The sequence below is a fragment of the Rhodococcus sp. WY5 genome, from assembly GCF_018588185.1.
GTDB lineage: Bacteria > Actinomycetota > Actinomycetes > Mycobacteriales > Mycobacteriaceae > Rhodococcus_F > Rhodococcus_F qingshengii.
Window position 1 is genome coordinate 23,524 of record NZ_JAAMPR010000007.1, and the last position, 14,439, is coordinate 37,962.

Annotated in this window: 26 protein-coding genes and 1 pseudogene; 19 read left to right on the plus strand and 8 right to left on the minus strand. The window is 45.9% G+C overall.

All coding sequences use genetic code 11. The annotated features are described in order from the left end of the window. Positions 1-30 precede the first annotated feature (30 nt). Positions 31-231, minus strand: coding sequence for an antirestriction Ral family protein (locus tag G4D79_RS34250; protein WP_000213975.1), 201 nt, complete (start codon positions 229-231; stop codon positions 31-33). 197 nt (positions 232-428) lie between these two features. Here G4D79_RS34250 and G4D79_RS34255 point away from each other — a divergent pair, with 197 nt between their 5' ends. Continuing rightward, positions 429-980, plus strand: coding sequence for a superinfection exclusion B family protein (locus tag G4D79_RS34255; RefSeq protein ID WP_223248937.1), 552 nt, complete (start codon positions 429-431; stop codon positions 978-980). Here G4D79_RS34255 and G4D79_RS34260 read toward each other — a convergent pair whose 3' ends face one another. The 4 genes from G4D79_RS34260 to G4D79_RS34275 all read right to left on the minus strand — a co-directional run bounded on the left by G4D79_RS34260 (position 981) and on the right by G4D79_RS34275 (position 3,884). After that, on the minus strand, positions 981-1,304 hold the full coding sequence (locus G4D79_RS34260; RefSeq protein WP_001564525.1) for an antitermination protein N: 324 nt from the start codon (positions 1,302-1,304) through the stop codon (positions 981-983). A 464-nt stretch (positions 1,305-1,768) separates the two neighbouring features. Next, positions 1,769-2,203: a protein rexB gene (locus G4D79_RS34265; RefSeq protein ID WP_001245922.1), complete on the minus strand. Its 435-nt coding sequence runs from the start codon at positions 2,201-2,203 to the stop codon at positions 1,769-1,771. Between the two features lie 15 nt (positions 2,204-2,218). Beyond that, on the minus strand, positions 2,219-3,058 hold the full coding sequence (locus G4D79_RS34270) for a protein rexA (protein WP_000788349.1): 840 nt from the start codon (positions 3,056-3,058) through the stop codon (positions 2,219-2,221). 112 nt (positions 3,059-3,170) lie between these two features. Further along, the gene (locus tag G4D79_RS34275; RefSeq protein ID WP_000104864.1) at positions 3,171-3,884 is read right to left on the minus strand and encodes a LexA family transcriptional regulator; all 714 of its coding nucleotides are present in this window, start codon (positions 3,882-3,884) and stop codon (positions 3,171-3,173) included. Positions 3,885-3,984: 100 nt separating this feature from the next. Here G4D79_RS34275 and G4D79_RS34280 point away from each other — a divergent pair, with 100 nt between their 5' ends. The 17 genes and pseudogenes from G4D79_RS34280 (at position 3,985) to rzpD (ending at position 12,371) form a co-directional block, all read left to right on the plus strand. Further along, the gene (locus tag G4D79_RS34280) at positions 3,985-4,185 is read left to right on the plus strand and encodes a Cro/CI family transcriptional regulator (protein WP_000437875.1); all 201 of its coding nucleotides are present in this window, start codon (positions 3,985-3,987) and stop codon (positions 4,183-4,185) included. A gap of 118 nt (positions 4,186-4,303) precedes the next feature. Then, a complete protein-coding gene (locus tag G4D79_RS34285) occupies positions 4,304-4,597 on the plus strand; it encodes a lambda phage CII family protein (RefSeq protein ID WP_000251069.1) in 294 nt (97 codons plus the stop codon). 32 nt (positions 4,598-4,629) lie between these two features. Next, complete coding sequence (locus tag G4D79_RS34290; protein ID WP_000185505.1) at positions 4,630-5,529, plus strand: replication protein; 900 nt, start codon at positions 4,630-4,632, stop codon at positions 5,527-5,529. Further along, positions 5,526-6,227 carry a replication protein P gene (locus tag G4D79_RS34295; RefSeq protein WP_000788910.1) on the plus strand — a complete coding sequence of 234 codons (702 nt, stop codon included), beginning with the start codon at positions 5,526-5,528 and terminating at the stop codon, positions 6,225-6,227. Before G4D79_RS34290 ends, G4D79_RS34295 begins: the two co-directional genes overlap by 4 nt. Further along, positions 6,224-6,514: a protein ren gene (locus G4D79_RS34300; RefSeq protein ID WP_000145933.1), complete on the plus strand. Its 291-nt coding sequence runs from the start codon at positions 6,224-6,226 to the stop codon at positions 6,512-6,514. Before G4D79_RS34295 ends, G4D79_RS34300 begins: the two co-directional genes overlap by 4 nt. A 73-nt stretch (positions 6,515-6,587) precedes the next feature. Then, positions 6,588-7,028 carry a recombination protein NinB gene (locus tag G4D79_RS34305; RefSeq protein WP_000736903.1) on the plus strand — a complete coding sequence of 147 codons (441 nt, stop codon included), beginning with the start codon at positions 6,588-6,590 and terminating at the stop codon, positions 7,026-7,028. Further along, positions 6,995-7,897 (plus strand): phosphoadenosine phosphosulfate reductase family protein, encoded by a 903-nt coding sequence (locus G4D79_RS34310; protein ID WP_227864649.1) that lies wholly within the window; start codon positions 6,995-6,997, stop codon positions 7,895-7,897. The genes G4D79_RS34305 and G4D79_RS34310 overlap by 34 nt, the downstream gene beginning before the upstream one ends. Further along, a complete protein-coding gene (ninD, locus tag G4D79_RS34315) occupies positions 7,897-8,067 on the plus strand; it encodes a protein NinD (protein WP_223368622.1) in 171 nt (56 codons plus the stop codon). Before G4D79_RS34310 ends, ninD begins: the two co-directional genes overlap by 1 nt. After that, entirely contained in the window at positions 8,034-8,216 is a 183-nt protein-coding gene (locus G4D79_RS34320) for a NinE family protein (RefSeq protein ID WP_000113775.1), read from the plus strand. The genes ninD and G4D79_RS34320 overlap by 34 nt, the downstream gene beginning before the upstream one ends. Then, positions 8,213-8,383: a protein NinF gene (locus G4D79_RS35375; protein WP_000566997.1), complete on the plus strand. Its 171-nt coding sequence runs from the start codon at positions 8,213-8,215 to the stop codon at positions 8,381-8,383. Before G4D79_RS34320 ends, G4D79_RS35375 begins: the two co-directional genes overlap by 4 nt. Continuing rightward, positions 8,376-8,987 (plus strand): recombination protein NinG, encoded by a 612-nt coding sequence (locus G4D79_RS34330; protein ID WP_001108044.1) that lies wholly within the window; start codon positions 8,376-8,378, stop codon positions 8,985-8,987. Before G4D79_RS35375 ends, G4D79_RS34330 begins: the two co-directional genes overlap by 8 nt. Further along, entirely contained in the window at positions 8,984-9,190 is a 207-nt protein-coding gene (locus G4D79_RS34335; protein WP_002901791.1) for a phage NinH family protein, read from the plus strand. The genes G4D79_RS34330 and G4D79_RS34335 overlap by 4 nt, the downstream gene beginning before the upstream one ends. Further along, positions 9,168-9,833, plus strand: a complete 666-nt coding sequence (locus G4D79_RS34340) for a serine/threonine protein phosphatase (RefSeq protein WP_001271136.1) — start codon at positions 9,168-9,170, stop codon at positions 9,831-9,833. Before G4D79_RS34335 ends, G4D79_RS34340 begins: the two co-directional genes overlap by 23 nt. Continuing rightward, a complete protein-coding gene (locus G4D79_RS34345; RefSeq protein WP_001235459.1) occupies positions 9,830-10,453 on the plus strand; it encodes an antitermination protein in 624 nt (207 codons plus the stop codon). Before G4D79_RS34340 ends, G4D79_RS34345 begins: the two co-directional genes overlap by 4 nt. Before the next feature lie 682 nt (positions 10,454-11,135). Further along, a pseudogene (locus G4D79_RS34910) lies at positions 11,136-11,453 on the plus strand (phage holin, lambda family). Then, positions 11,437-11,913 (plus strand): glycoside hydrolase family protein, encoded by a 477-nt coding sequence (locus tag G4D79_RS34360; RefSeq protein WP_000229403.1) that lies wholly within the window; start codon positions 11,437-11,439, stop codon positions 11,911-11,913. The pseudogene G4D79_RS34910 and the gene G4D79_RS34360 overlap by 17 nt, the downstream one beginning before the upstream one ends. Continuing rightward, positions 11,910-12,371, plus strand: coding sequence for a prophage endopeptidase RzpD (gene rzpD, locus G4D79_RS34365; RefSeq protein WP_000092275.1), 462 nt, complete (start codon positions 11,910-11,912; stop codon positions 12,369-12,371). Before G4D79_RS34360 ends, rzpD begins: the two co-directional genes overlap by 4 nt. A 31-nt stretch (positions 12,372-12,402) precedes the next feature. Here the strand turns inward: rzpD and bor are convergent, their stop codons facing one another. Next, complete coding sequence (gene bor, locus G4D79_RS34370; protein ID WP_000738492.1) at positions 12,403-12,696, minus strand: serum resistance lipoprotein Bor; 294 nt, start codon at positions 12,694-12,696, stop codon at positions 12,403-12,405. A gap of 289 nt (positions 12,697-12,985) precedes the next feature. Next, positions 12,986-13,438, minus strand: a complete 453-nt coding sequence (locus G4D79_RS34375; RefSeq protein WP_223248938.1) for a DUF1398 domain-containing protein — start codon at positions 13,436-13,438, stop codon at positions 12,986-12,988. A 243-nt stretch (positions 13,439-13,681) separates the two neighbouring features. On the opposite strand from G4D79_RS34375, the gene ybcW reads away from it, so the two are divergent. Next, positions 13,682-13,888 carry a protein YbcW gene (gene ybcW / locus G4D79_RS34380; RefSeq protein WP_001031427.1) on the plus strand — a complete coding sequence of 69 codons (207 nt, stop codon included), beginning with the start codon at positions 13,682-13,684 and terminating at the stop codon, positions 13,886-13,888. 164 nt (positions 13,889-14,052) lie between these two features. On the opposite strand, the gene G4D79_RS34385 is transcribed toward ybcW, so the two are convergent. Next, entirely contained in the window at positions 14,053-14,247 is a 195-nt protein-coding gene (locus G4D79_RS34385) for a YlcI/YnfO family protein (RefSeq protein WP_001421937.1), read from the minus strand. Positions 14,248-14,439: the final 192 nt, after the last annotated feature.

Sequence of the window (14,439 nt, forward strand, 5' to 3'; positions counted from 1 at the left end):
TGTTATTTATGCCAAAAATAAAGGCCACTATCAGGCAGCTTTGTTGTTCTGTTTACCAAGTTCTCTGGCAATCATTGCCGTCGTTCGTATTGCCCATTTATCGACATATTTCCCATCTTCCATTACAGGAAACATTTCTTCAGGCTTAACCATGCATTCCGATTGCAGCTTGCATCCATTGCATCGCTTGAATTGTCCACACCATTGATTTTTATCAATAGTCGTAGTCATACGGATAGTCCTGGTATTGTTCCATCACATCCTGAGGATGCTCTTCGAACTCTTCAAATTCTTCTTCCATATATCACCTTAAATAGTGGATTGCGGTAGTAAAGATTGTGCCTGTCTTTTAACCACATCAGGCTCGGTGGTTCTCGTGTACCCCTACAGCGAGAAATCGGATAAACTATTACAACCCCTACAGTTTGATGAGTATAGAAATGGATCCACTCGTTATTCTCGGACGAGTGTTCAGTAATGAACCTCTGGAGAGAACCATGTATATGATCGTTATCTGGGTTGGACTTCTGCTTTTAAGCCCAGATAACTGGCCTGAATATGTTAATGAGAGAATCGGTATTCCTCATGTGTGGCATGTTTTCGTCTTTGCTCTTGCATTTTCGCTAGCAATTAATGTGCATCGATTATCAGCTATTGCCAGCGCCAGATATAAGCGATTTAAGCTAAGAAAACGCATTAAGATGCAAAACGATAAAGTGCGATCAGTAATTCAAAACCTTACAGAAGAGCAATCTATGGTTTTGTGCGCAGCCCTTAATGAAGGCAGGAAGTATGTGGTTACATCAAAACAATTCCCATACATTAGTGAGTTGATTGAGCTTGGTGTGTTGAACAAAACTTTTTCCCGATGGAATGGAAAGCATATATTATTCCCTATTGAGGATATTTACTGGACTGAATTAGTTGCCAGCTATGATCCATATAATATTGAGATAAAGCCAAGGCCAATATCTAAGTAACTAGATAAGAGGAATCGATTTTCCCTTAATTTTCTGGCGTCCACTGCATGTTATGCCGCGTTCGCCAGGCTTGCTGTACCATGTGCGCTGATTCTTGCGCTCAATACGTTGCAGGTTGCTTTCAATCTGTTTGTGGTATTCAGCCAGCACTGTAAGGTCTATCGGATTTAGTGCGCTTTCTACTCGTGATTTCGGTTTGCGATTCAGCGAGAGAATAGGGCGGTTAACTGGTTTTGCGCTTACCCCAACCAACAGGGGATTTGCTGCTTTCCATTGAGCCTGTTTCTCTGCGCGACGTTCGCGGCGGCGTGTTTGTGCATCCATCTGGATTCTCCTGTCAGTTAGCTTTGGTGGTGTGTGGCAGTTGTAGTCCTGAACGAAAACCCCCCGCGATTGGCACATTGGCAGCTAATCCGGAATCGCACTTACGGCCAATGCTTCGTTTCGTATCACACACCCCAAAGCCTTCTGCTTTGAATGCTGCCCTTCTTCAGGGCTTAATTTTTAAGAGCGTCACCTTCATGGTGGTCAGTGCGTCCTGCTGATGTGCTCAGTATCACCGCCAGTGGTATTTATGTCAACACCGCCAGAGATAATTTATCACCGCAGATGGTTATCTGTATGTTTTTTATATGAATTTATTTTTTGCAGGGGGGCATTGTTTGGTAGGTGAGAGATCTGAATTGCTATGTTTAGTGAGTTGTATCTATTTATTTTTCAATAAATACAATTGGTTATGTGTTTTGGGGGCGATCGTGAGGCAAAGAAAACCCGGCGCTGAGGCCGGGTTATTCTTGTTCTCTGGTCAAATTATATAGTTGGAAAACAAGGATGCATATATGAATGAACGATGCAGAGGCAATGCCGATGGCGATAGTGGGTATCATGTAGCCGCTTATGCTGGAAAGAAGCAATAACCCGCAGAAAAACAAAGCTCCAAGCTCAACAAAACTAAGGGCATAGACAATAACTACCGATGTCATATACCCATACTCTCTAATCTTGGCCAGTCGGCGCGTTCTGCTTCCGATTAGAAACGTCAAGGCAGCAATCAGGATTGCAATCATGGTTCCTGCATATGATGACAATGTCGCCCCAAGACCATCTCTATGAGCTGAAAAAGAAACACCAGGAATGTAGTGGCGGAAAAGGAGATAGCAAATGCTTACGATAACGTAAGGAATTATTACTATGTAAACACCAGGCATGATTCTGTTCCGCATAATTACTCCTGATAATTAATCCTTAACTTTGCCCACCTGCCTTTTAAAACATTCCAGTATATCACTTTTCATTCTTGCGTAGCAATATGCCATCTCTTCAGCTATCTCAGCATTGGTGACCTTGTTCAGAGGCGCTGAGAGATGGCCTTTTTCTGATAGATAATGTTCTGTTAAAATATCTCCGGCCTCATCTTTTGCCCGCAGGCTAATGTCTGAAAATTGAGGTGACGGGTTAAAAATAATATCCTTGGCAACCTTTTTTATATCCCTTTTAAATTTTGGCTTAATGACTATATCCAATGAGTCAAAAAGCTCCCCTTCAATATCTGTTGCCCCTAAGACCTTTAATATATCGCCAAATACAGGTAGCTTGGCTTCTACCTTCACCGTTGTTCGGCCGATGAAATGCATATGCATAACATCGTCTTTGGTGGTTCCCCTCATCAGTGGCTCTATCTGAACGCGCTCTCCACTGCTTAATGACATTCCTTTCCCGATTAAAAAATCTGTCAGATCGGATGTGGTCGGCCCGAAAACAGTTCTGGCAAAACCAATGGTGTCGCCTTCAACAAACAAAAAAGATGGGAATCCCAATGATTCGTCATCTGCGAGGCTGTTCTTAATATCTTCAACTGAAGCTTTAGAGCGATTTATCTTCTGAACCAGACTCTTGTCATTTGTTTTGGTAAAGAGAAAAGTTTTTCCATCGATTTTATGAATATACAAATAATTGGAGCCAACCTGCAGGTGATGATTATCAGCCAGCAGAGAATTAAGGAAAACAGACAGGTTTATTGAGCGCTTATCTTTCCCTTTATTTTTGCTGCGGTAAGTCGCATAAAAACCATTCTTCATAATTCAATCCATTTACTATGTTATGTTCTGAGGGGAGTGAAAATTCCCCTAATTCGATGAAGATTCTTGCTCAATTGTTATCAGCTATGCGCCGACCAGAACACCTTGCCGATCAGCCAAACGTCTCTTCAGGCCACTGACTAGCGATAACTTTCCCCACAACGGAACAACTCTCATTGCATGGGATCATTGGGTACTGTGGGTTTAGTGGTTGTAAAAACACCTGACCGCTATCCCTGATCAGTTTCTTGAAGGTAAACTCATCACCCCCAAGTCTGGCTATGCAGAAATCACCTGGCTCAACAGCCTGCTCAGGGTCAACGAGAATTAACATTCCGTCAGGAAAGCTTGGCTTGGAGCCTGTTGGTGCGGTCATGGAATTACCTTCAACCTCAAGCCAGAATGCAGAATCACTGGCTTTTTTGGTTGTGCTTACCCATCTCTCCGCATCACCTTTGGTAAAGGTTCTAAGCTTAGGTGAGAACATCCCTGCCTGAACATGAGAAAAAACAGGGTACTCATACTCACTTCTAAGTGACGGCTGCATACTAACCGCTTCATACATCTCGTAGATTTCTCTGGCGATTGAAGGGCTAAATTCTTCAACGCTAACTTTGAGAATTTTTGTAAGCAATGCGGCGTTATAAGCATTTAATGCATTGATGCCATTAAATAAAGCACCAACGCCTGACTGCCCCATCCCCATCTTGTCTGCGACAGATTCCTGGGATAAGCCAAGTTCATTTTTCTTTTTTTCATAAATTGCTTTAAGGCGACGTGCGTCCTCAAGCTGCTCTTGTGTTAATGGTTTCTTTTTTGTGCTCATACGTTAAATCTATCACCGCAAGGGATAAATATCTAACACCGTGCGTGTTGACTATTTTACCTCTGGCGGTGATAATGGTTGCATGTACTAAGGAGGTTGTATGGAACAACGCATAACCCTGAAAGATTATGCAATGCGCTTTGGGCAAACCAAGACAGCTAAAGATCTCGGCGTATATCAAAGCGCGATCAACAAGGCCATTCATGCAGGCCGAAAGATTTTTTTAACTATAAACGCTGATGGAAGCGTTTATGCGGAAGAGGTAAAGCCCTTCCCGAGTAACAAAAAAACAACAGCATAAATAACCCCGCTCTTACACATTCCAGCCCTGAAAAAGGGCATCAAATTAAACCACACCTATGGTGTATGCATTTATTTGCATACATTCAATCAATTGTTATCTAAGGAAATACTTACATATGGTTCGTGCAAACAAACGCAACGAGGCTCTACGAATCGAGAGTGCGTTGCTTAACAAAATCGCAATGCTTGGAACTGAGAAGACAGCGGAAGCTGTGGGCGTTGATAAGTCGCAGATCAGCAGGTGGAAGAGGGACTGGATTCCAAAGTTCTCAATGCTGCTTGCTGTTCTTGAATGGGGGGTCGTTGACGACGACATGGCTCGATTGGCGCGACAAGTTGCTGCGATTCTCACCAATAAAAAACGCCCGGCGGCAACCGAGCGTTCTGAACAAATCCAGATGGAGTTCTGAGGTCATTACTGGATCTATCAACAGGAGTCATTATGACAAATACAGCAAAAATACTCAACTTCGGCAGAGGTAACTTTGCCGGACAGGAGCGTAATGTGGCAGATCTCGATGATGGTTACGCCAGACTATCAAATATGCTGCTTGAGGCTTATTCGGGCGCAGATCTGACCAAGCGACAGTTTAAAGTGCTGCTTGCCATTCTGCGTAAAACCTATGGGTGGAATAAACCAATGGACAGAATCACCGATTCTCAACTTAGCGAGATTACAAAGTTACCTGTCAAACGGTGCAATGAAGCCAAGTTAGAACTCGTCAGAATGAATATTATCAAGCAGCAAGGCGGCATGTTTGGACCAAATAAAAACATCTCAGAATGGTGCATCCCTCAAAACGAGGGAAAATCCCCTAAAACGAGGGATAAAACATCCCTCAAATTGGGGGATTGCTATCCCTCAAAACAGGGGGACACAAAAGACACTATTACAAAAGAAAAAAGAAAAGATTATTCGTCAGAGAATTCTGGCGAATCCTCTGACCAGCCAGAAAACGACCTTTCTGTGGTGAAACCGGATGCTGCAATTCAGAGCGGCAGCAAGTGGGGGACAGCAGAAGACCTGACCGCCGCAGAGTGGATGTTTGACATGGTGAAGACTATCGCACCATCAGCCAGAAAACCGAATTTTGCTGGGTGGGCTAACGATATCCGCCTGATGCGTGAACGTGACGGACGTAACCACCGCGACATGTGTGTGCTGTTCCGCTGGGCATGCCAGGACAACTTCTGGTCCGGTAACGTGCTGAGCCCGGCCAAACTCCGCGATAAGTGGACCCAACTCGAAATCAACCGTAACAAGCAACAGGCAGGCGTGACAGCCAGCAAACCAAAACTCGACCTGACAAACACAGACTGGATTTACGGGGTGGATCTATGAAAAACATCGCCGCACAGATGGTTAACTTTGACCGTGAGCAGATGCGTCGGATCGCCAACAACATGCCGGAACAGTACGACGAAAAGCCGCAGGTACAGCAGGTAGCGCAGATCATCAACGGTGTGTTCAGCCAGTTACTGGCAACTTTCCCGGCGAGCCTGGCTAACCGTGACCAGAACGAAGTGAACGAAATCCGTCGCCAGTGGGTTCTGGCTTTTCGGGAAAACGGGATCACCACGATGGAACAGGTTAACGCAGGAATGCGCGTAGCCCGTCGGCAGAATCGACCATTTCTGCCATCACCCGGGCAGTTTGTTGCATGGTGCCGGGAAGAAGCATCCGTTACCGCCGGACTGCCAAACGTCAGCGAGCTGGTTGATATGGTTTACGAGTATTGCCGGAAGCGAGGCCTGTATCCGGATGCGGAGTCTTATCCGTGGAAATCAAACGCGCACTACTGGCTGGTTACCAACCTGTATCAGAACATGCGGGCCAATGCGCTTACTGATGCGGAATTACGCCGTAAGGCCGCAGATGAGCTTGTCCATATGACTGCGAGAATTAACCGTGGTGAGGCGATCCCTGAACCAGTAAAACAACTTCCTGTCATGGGCGGTAGACCTCTAAATCGTGCACAGGCTCTGGCGAAGATCGCAGAAATCAAAGCTAAGTTCGGACTGAAAGGAGCAAGTGTATGACGGGCAAAGAGGCAATTATTCATTACCTGGGGACGCATAATAGCTTCTGTGCGCCGGACGTTGCCGCGCTAACAGGCGCAACAGTAACCAGCATAAATCAGGCCGCGGCTAAAATGGCACGGGCAGGTCTTCTGGTTATCGAAGGTAAGGTCTGGCGAACGGTGTATTACCGGTTTGCTACCAGGGAAGAACGGGAAGGAAAGATGAGCACGAACCTGGTTTTTAAGGAGTGTCGCCAGAGTGCCGCGATGAAACGGGTATTGGCGGTATATGGAGTTAAAAGATGACCATCTACATTACTGAGCTAATAACAGGCCTGCTGGTAATCGCAGGCCTTTTTATTTGGGGGAGAGGGAAGTCATGAAAAAACTAACCTTTGAAATTCGATCTCCAGCACATCAGCAAAACGCTATTCACGCAGTACAGCAAATCCTTCCAGACCCAACCAAACCAATCGTAGTAACCATTCAGGAACGCAACCGCAGCTTAGACCAAAACAGGAAGCTATGGGCCTGCTTAGGTGACGTCTCTCGTCAGGTTGAATGGCATGGTCGCTGGCTGGATGCAGAAAGCTGGAAGTGTGTGTTTACCGCAGCATTAAAGCAGCAGGATGTTGTTCCTAACCTTGCCGGGAATGGCTTTGTGGTAATAGGCCAGTCAACCAGCAGGATGCGTGTAGGCGAATTTGCGGAGCTATTAGAGCTTATACAGGCATTCGGTACAGAGCGTGGCGTTAAGTGGTCAGACGAAGCGAGACTGGCTCTGGAGTGGAAAGCGAGATGGGGAGACAGGGCTGCATGATAAATGTCGTTAGTTTCTCCGGTGGCAGGACGTCAGCATATTTGCTCTGGCTAATGGAGCAAAAGCGACGGGCAGGTAAAGACGTGCATTACGTTTTCATGGATACAGGTTGTGAACATCCAATGACATATCGGTTTGTCAGGGAAGTTGTGAAGTTCTGGGATATACCGCTCACCGTATTGCAGGTTGATATCAACCCGGAGCTTGGACAGCCAAATGGTTATACGGTATGGGAACCAAAGGATATTCAGACGCGAATGCCTGTTCTGAAGCCATTTATCGATATGGTAAAGAAATATGGCACTCCATACGTCGGCGGCGCGTTCTGCACTGACAGATTAAAACTCGTTCCCTTCACCAAATACTGTGATGACCATTTCGGGCGAGGGAATTACACCACGTGGATTGGCATCAGAGCTGATGAACCGAAGCGGCTAAAGCCAAAGCCTGGAATCAGATATCTTGCTGAACTGTCAGACTTTGAGAAGGAAGATATCCTCGCATGGTGGAAGCAACAACCATTCGATTTGCAAATACCGGAACATCTCGGTAACTGCATATTCTGCATTAAAAAATCAACGCAAAAAATCGGACTTGCCTGCAAAGATGAGGAGGGATTGCAGCGTGTTTTTAATGAGGTCATCACGGGATCCCATGTGCGTGACGGACATCGGGAAACGCCAAAGGAGATTATGTACCGAGGAAGAATGTCGCTGGACGGTATCGCGAAAATGTATTCAGAAAATGATTATCAAGCCCTGTATCAGGACATGGTACGAGCTAAAAGATTCGATACCGGCTCTTGTTCTGAGTCATGCGAAATATTTGGAGGGCAGCTTGATTTCGACTTCGGGAGGGAAGCTGCATGATGCGATGTTATCGGTGCGGTGAATGCAAAGAAGATAACCGCTTCCGACCAAATCAACCTTACTGGAATCGATGGTGTCTCCGGTGTGAAAGAACACCAACAGGGGTGTTACCACTACCGCAGGAAAAGGAGGACGTGTGGCGAGACAGCGACGAAGTATCACCGACATAATCTGCGAAAACTGCAAATACCTTCCAACGAAACGCACCAGAAATAAACCCAAGCCAATCCCAAAAGAATCTGACGTAAAAACCTTCAACTACACGGCTCACCTGTGGGATATCCGGTGGCTAAGACGTCGTGCGAGGAAAACAAGGTGATTGACCAAAATCGAAGTTACGAACAAGAAAGCGTCGAGCGAGCTTTAACGTGCGCTAACTGCGGTCAGAAGCTGCATGTGCTGGAAGTTCACGTGTGTGAGCACTGCTGCGCAGAACTGATGAGCGATCCGAATAGCTCGATGCACGAGGAAGAAGATGATGGCTAAACCAGCGCGAAGACGATGTAAAAACGATGAATGCCGGGAATGGTTTCACCCTGCATTCGCTAATCAGTGGTGGTGCTCTCCAGAGTGTGGAACCAAGATAGCACTCGAACGACGAAGTAAAGAACGCGAAAAAGCGGAAAAAGCAGCAGAGAAGAAACGACGACGAGAGGAGCAGAAACAGAAAGATAAACTTAAGATTCGAAAACTCGCCTTAAAGCCCCGCAGTTACTGGATTAAACAAGCCCAACAAGCCGTAAACGCCTTCATCAGAGAAAGAGACCGCGACTTACCATGTATCTCGTGCGGAACGCTCACGTCTGCTCAGTGGGATGCCGGACATTACCGGACAACTGCTGCGGCACCTCAACTCCGATTTAATGAACGCAATATTCACAAGCAATGCGTGGTGTGCAACCAGCACAAAAGCGGAAATCTCGTTCCGTATCGCGTCGAACTGATTAGCCGCATCGGGCAGGAAGCAGTAGACGAAATCGAATCAAACCATAACCGCCATCGCTGGACTATCGAAGAGTGCAAGGCGATCAAGGCAGAGTACCAACAGAAACTCAAAGACCTGCGAAATAGCAGAAGTGAGGCCGCATGACGTTCTCAGTAAAAACCATTCCAGACATGCTCGTTGAAACATACGGAAATCAGACAGAAGTAGCACGCAGACTGAAATGTAGTCGCGGTACGGTCAGAAAATACGTTGATGATAAAGACGGGAAAATGCACGCCATCGTCAACGACGTTCTCATGGTTCATCGCGGATGGAGTGAAAGAGATGCGCTATTACGAAAAAATTGATGGCAGCAAATACCGAAATATTTGGGTAGTTGGCGATCTGCACGGATGCTACACGAACCTGATGAACAAACTGGATACGATTGGATTCGACAACAAAAAAGACCTGCTTATCTCGGTGGGCGATTTGGTTGATCGTGGTGCAGAGAACGTTGAATGCCTGGAATTAATCACATTCCCCTGGTTCAGAGCTGTACGTGGAAACCATGAGCAAATGATGATTGATGGCTTATCAGAGCGTGGAAACGTTAATCACTGGCTGCTTAATGGCGGTGGCTGGTTCTTTAATCTCGATTACGACAAAGAAATTCTGGCTAAAGCTCTTGCCCATAAAGCAGATGAACTTCCGTTAATCATCGAACTGGTGAGCAAAGATAAAAAATATGTTATCTGCCACGCCGATTATCCCTTTGACGAATACGAGTTTGGAAAGCCAGTTGATCATCAGCAGGTAATCTGGAACCGCGAACGAATCAGCAACTCACAAAACGGGATCGTGAAAGAAATCAAAGGCGCGGACACGTTCATCTTTGGTCATACGCCAGCAGTGAAACCACTCAAGTTTGCCAACCAAATGTATATCGATACCGGCGCAGTGTTCTGCGGAAACCTAACATTGATTCAGGTACAGGGAGAAGGCGCATGAGACTCGAAAGCGTAGCTAAATTTCATTCGCCAAAAAGCCCGATGATGAGCGACTCACCACGGGCCACGGCTTCTGACTCTCTTTCCGGTACTGATGTGATGGCTGCTATGGGGATGGCGCAATCACAAGCCGGATTCGGTATGGCTGCATTCTGCGGTAAGCACGAACTCAGCCAGAACGACAAACAAAAGGCTATCAACTATCTGATGCAATTTGCACACAAGGTATCGGGGAAATACCGTGGTGTGGCAAAGCTTGAAGGAAATACTAAGGCAAAGGTACTGCAAGTGCTCGCAACATTCGCTTATGCGGATTATTGCCGTAGTGCCGCGACGCCGGGGGCAAGATGCAGAGATTGCCATGGTACAGGCCGTGCGGTTGATATTGCCAAAACAGAGCTGTGGGGGAGAGTTGTCGAGAAAGAGTGCGGAAGATGCAAAGGCGTCGGCTATTCAAGGATGCCAGCAAGCGCAGCATATCGCGCTGTGACGATGCTAATCCCAAACCTTACCCAACCCACCTGGTCACGCACTGTTAAGCCGCTGTATGACGCTCTGGTGGTGCAATGCCACAAAGAAGAGTCAATCGCAGACAACATTTTGAATGCGGTCACACGTTAGCAGCATGATTGCCACGGATGGCAACATATTAACGGCATGATATTGACTTATTGAATAAAATTGGGTAAATTTGACTCAACGATGGGTTAATTCGCTCGTTGTGGTAGTGAGATGAAAAGAGGCGGCGCTTACTACCGATTCCGCCTAGTTGGTCACTTCGACGTATCGTCTGGAACTCCAACCATCGCAGGCAGAGAGGTCTGCAAAATGCAATCCCGAAACAGTTCGCAGGTAATAGTTAGAGCCTGCATAACGGTTTCGGGATTTTTTATATCTGCACAACAGGTAAGAGCATTGAGTCGATAATCGTGAAGAGTCGGCGAGCCTGGTTAGCCAGTGCTCTTTCCGTTGTGCTGAATTAAGCGAATACCGGAAGCAGAACCGGATCACCAAATGCGTACAGGCGTCATCGCCGCCCAGCAACAGCACAACCCAAACTGAGCCGTAGCCACTGTCTGTCCTGAATTCATTAGTAATAGTTACGCTGCGGCCTTTTACACATGACCTTCGTGAAAGCGGGTGGCAGGAGGTCGCGCTAACAACCTCCTGCCGTTTTGCCCGTGCATATCGGTCACGAACAAATCTGATTACTAAACACAGTAGCCTGGATTTGTTCTATCAGTAATCGACCTTATTCCTAATTAAATAGAGCAAATCCCCTTATTGGGGGTAAGACATGAAGATGCCAGAAAAACATGACCTGTTGGCCGCCATTCTCGCGGCAAAGGAACAAGGCATCGGGGCAATCCTTGCGTTTGCAATGGCGTACCTTCGCGGCAGATATAATGGCGGTGCGTTTACAAAAACAGTAATCGACGCAACGATGTGCGCCATTATCGCCTAGTTCATTCGTGACCTTCTCGACTTCGCCGGACTAAGTAGCAATCTCGCTTATATAACGAGCGTGTTTATCGGCTACATCGGTACTGACTCGATTGGTTCGCTTATCAAACGCTTCGCTGCTAAAAAAGCCGGAGTAGAAGATGGTAGAAATCAATAATCAACGTAAGGCGTTCCTCGATATGCTGGCGTGGTCGGAGGGAACTGATAACGGACGTCAGAAAACCAGAAATCATGGTTATGACGTCATTGTAGGCGGAGAGCTATTTACTGATTACTCCGATCACCCTCGCAAACTTGTCACGCTAAACCCAAAACTCAAATCAACAGGCGCCGGACGCTACCAGCTTCTTTCCCGTTGGTGGGATGCCTACCGCAAGCAGCTTGGCCTGAAAGACTTCTCTCCGAAAAGTCAGGACGCTGTGGCATTGCAGCAGATTAAGGAGCGTGGCGCTTTACCTATGATTGATCGTGGTGATATCCGTCAGGCAATCGACCGTTGCAGCAATATCTGGGCTTCACTGCCGGGCGCTGGTTATGGTCAGTTCGAGCATAAGGCTGACAGCCTGATTGCAAAATTCAAAGAAGCGGGCGGAACGGTCAGAGAGATTGATGTATGAGCAGAGTCACCGCGATTATCTCCGCTCTGGTTATCTGCATCATCGTCTGCCTGTCATGGGCTGTTAATCATTACCGTGATAACGCCATTACCTACAAAGCCCAGCGCGACAAAAATGCCAGAGAACTGAAGCTGGCGAACGCGGCAATTACTGACATGCAGATGCGTCAGCGTGATGTTGCTGCGCTCGATGCAAAATACACGAAGGAGTTAGCTGATGCTAAAGCTGAAAATGATGCTCTGCGTGATGATGTTGCCGCTGGTCGTCGTCGGTTGCACATCAAAGCAGTCTGTCAGTCAGTGCGTGAAGCCACCACCGCCTCCGGCGTGGATAATGCAGCCTCCCCCCGACTGGCAGACACCGCTGAACGGGATTATTTCACCCTCAGAGAGAGGCTGATCACTATGCAAAAACAACTGGAAGGAACCCAGAAGTATATTAATGAGCAGTGCAGATAGAGTTGCCCATATCGATGGGCAACTCATGCAATTATTGTGAGCAATACACACGCGCTTCCAGCGGAGTATAAATGCCTAAAGTAATAAAACCGAGCAATCCATTTACGAATGTTTGCTGGGTTTCTGTTTTAACAACATTTTCTGCGCCGCCACAAATTTTGGCTGCATCGACAGTTTTCTTCTGCCCAATTCCAGAAACGAAGAAATGATGGGTGATGGTTTCCTTTGGTGCTACTGCTGCCGGTTTGTTTTGAACAGTAAACGTCTGTTGAGCACATCCTGTAATAAGCAGGGCCAGCGCAGTAGCGAGTAGCATTTTTTTCATGGTGTTATTCCCGATGCTTTTTGAAGTTCGCAGAATCGTATGTGTAGAAAATTAAACAAACCCTAAACAATGAGTTGAAATTTCATATTGTTAATATTTATTAATGTATGTCAGGTGCGATGAATCGTCATTGTATTCCCGGATTAACTATGTCCACAGCCCTGACGGGGAACTTCTCTGCGGGAGTGTCCGGGAATAATTAAAACGATGCACACAGGGTTTAGCGCGTACACGTATTGCATTATGCCAACGCCCCGGTGCTGACACGGAAGAAACCGGACGTTATGATTTAGCGTGGAAAGATTTGTGTAGTGTTCTGAATGCTCTCAGTAAATAGTAATGAATTATCAAAGGTATAGTAATATCTTTTATGTTCATGGATATTTGTAACCCATCGGAAAACTCCTGCTTTAGCAAGATTTTCCCTGTATTGCTGAAATGTGATTTCTCTTGATTTCAACCTATCATAGGACGTTTCTATAAGATGCGTGTTTCTTGAGAATTTAACATTTACAACCTTTTTAAGTCCTTTTATTAACACGGTGTTATCGTTTTCTAACACGATGTGAATATTATCTGTGGCTAGATAGTAAATATAATGTGAGACGTTGTGACGTTTTAGTTCAGAATAAAACAATTCACAGTCTAAATCTTTTCGCACTTGATCGAATATTTCTTTAAAAATGGCAACCTGAGCCATTGGTAAAACCTTCCATGTGATACGAGGGCGCGTAGTTTGCATTATCGTTTTTATCGTTTCAATCTGGTCTGACCTCCTTGTGTTTTGTTGATGATTTATGTCAAATATTAGGAATGTTTTCACTTAATAGTATTGGTTGCGTAACAAAGTGCGGTCCTGCTGGCATTCTGGAGGGAAATACAACCGACAGATGTATGTAAGGCCAACGTGCTCAAATCTTCATACAGAAAGATTTGAAGTAATATTTTAACCGCTAGATGAAGAGCAAGCGCATGGAGCGACAAAATGAATAAAGAACAATCTGCTGATGATCCCTCCGTGGATCTGATTCGTGTAAAAAATATGCTTAATAGCACCATTTCTATGAGTTACCCTGATGTTGTAATTGCATGTATAGAACATAAGGTGTCTCTGGAAGCATTCAGAGCAATTGAGGCAGCGTTGGTGAAGCACGATAATAATATGAAGGATTATTCCCTGGTGGTTGACTGATCACCATAACTGCTAATCATTCAAACTATTTAGTCTGTGACAGAGCCAACACGCAGTCTGTCACTGTCAGGAAAGTGGTAAAACTGCAACTCAATTACTGCAATGCCCTCGTAATTAAGTGAATTTACAATATCGTCCTGTTCGGAGGGAAGAACGCGGGATGTTCATTCTTCATCACTTTTAATTGATGTATATGCTCTCTTTTCTGACGTTAGTCTCCGACGGCAGGCTTCAATGACCCAGGCTGAGAAATTCCCGGACCCTTTTTGCTCAAGAGCGATGTTAATTTGTTCAATCATTTGGTTAGGAAAGCGGATGTTGCGGGTTGTTGTTCTGCGGGTTCTGTTCTTCGTTGACATGAGGTTGCCCCGTATTCAGTGTCGCTGATTTGTATTGTCTGAAGTTGTTTTTACGTTAAGTTGATGCAGATCAATTAATACGATACCTGCGTCATAATTGATTATTTGACGTGGTTTGATGGCCTCCACGCACGTTGTGATATGTAGATGATAATCATTATCACTTTACGGGTCCTTTCCGGTGATCCGACA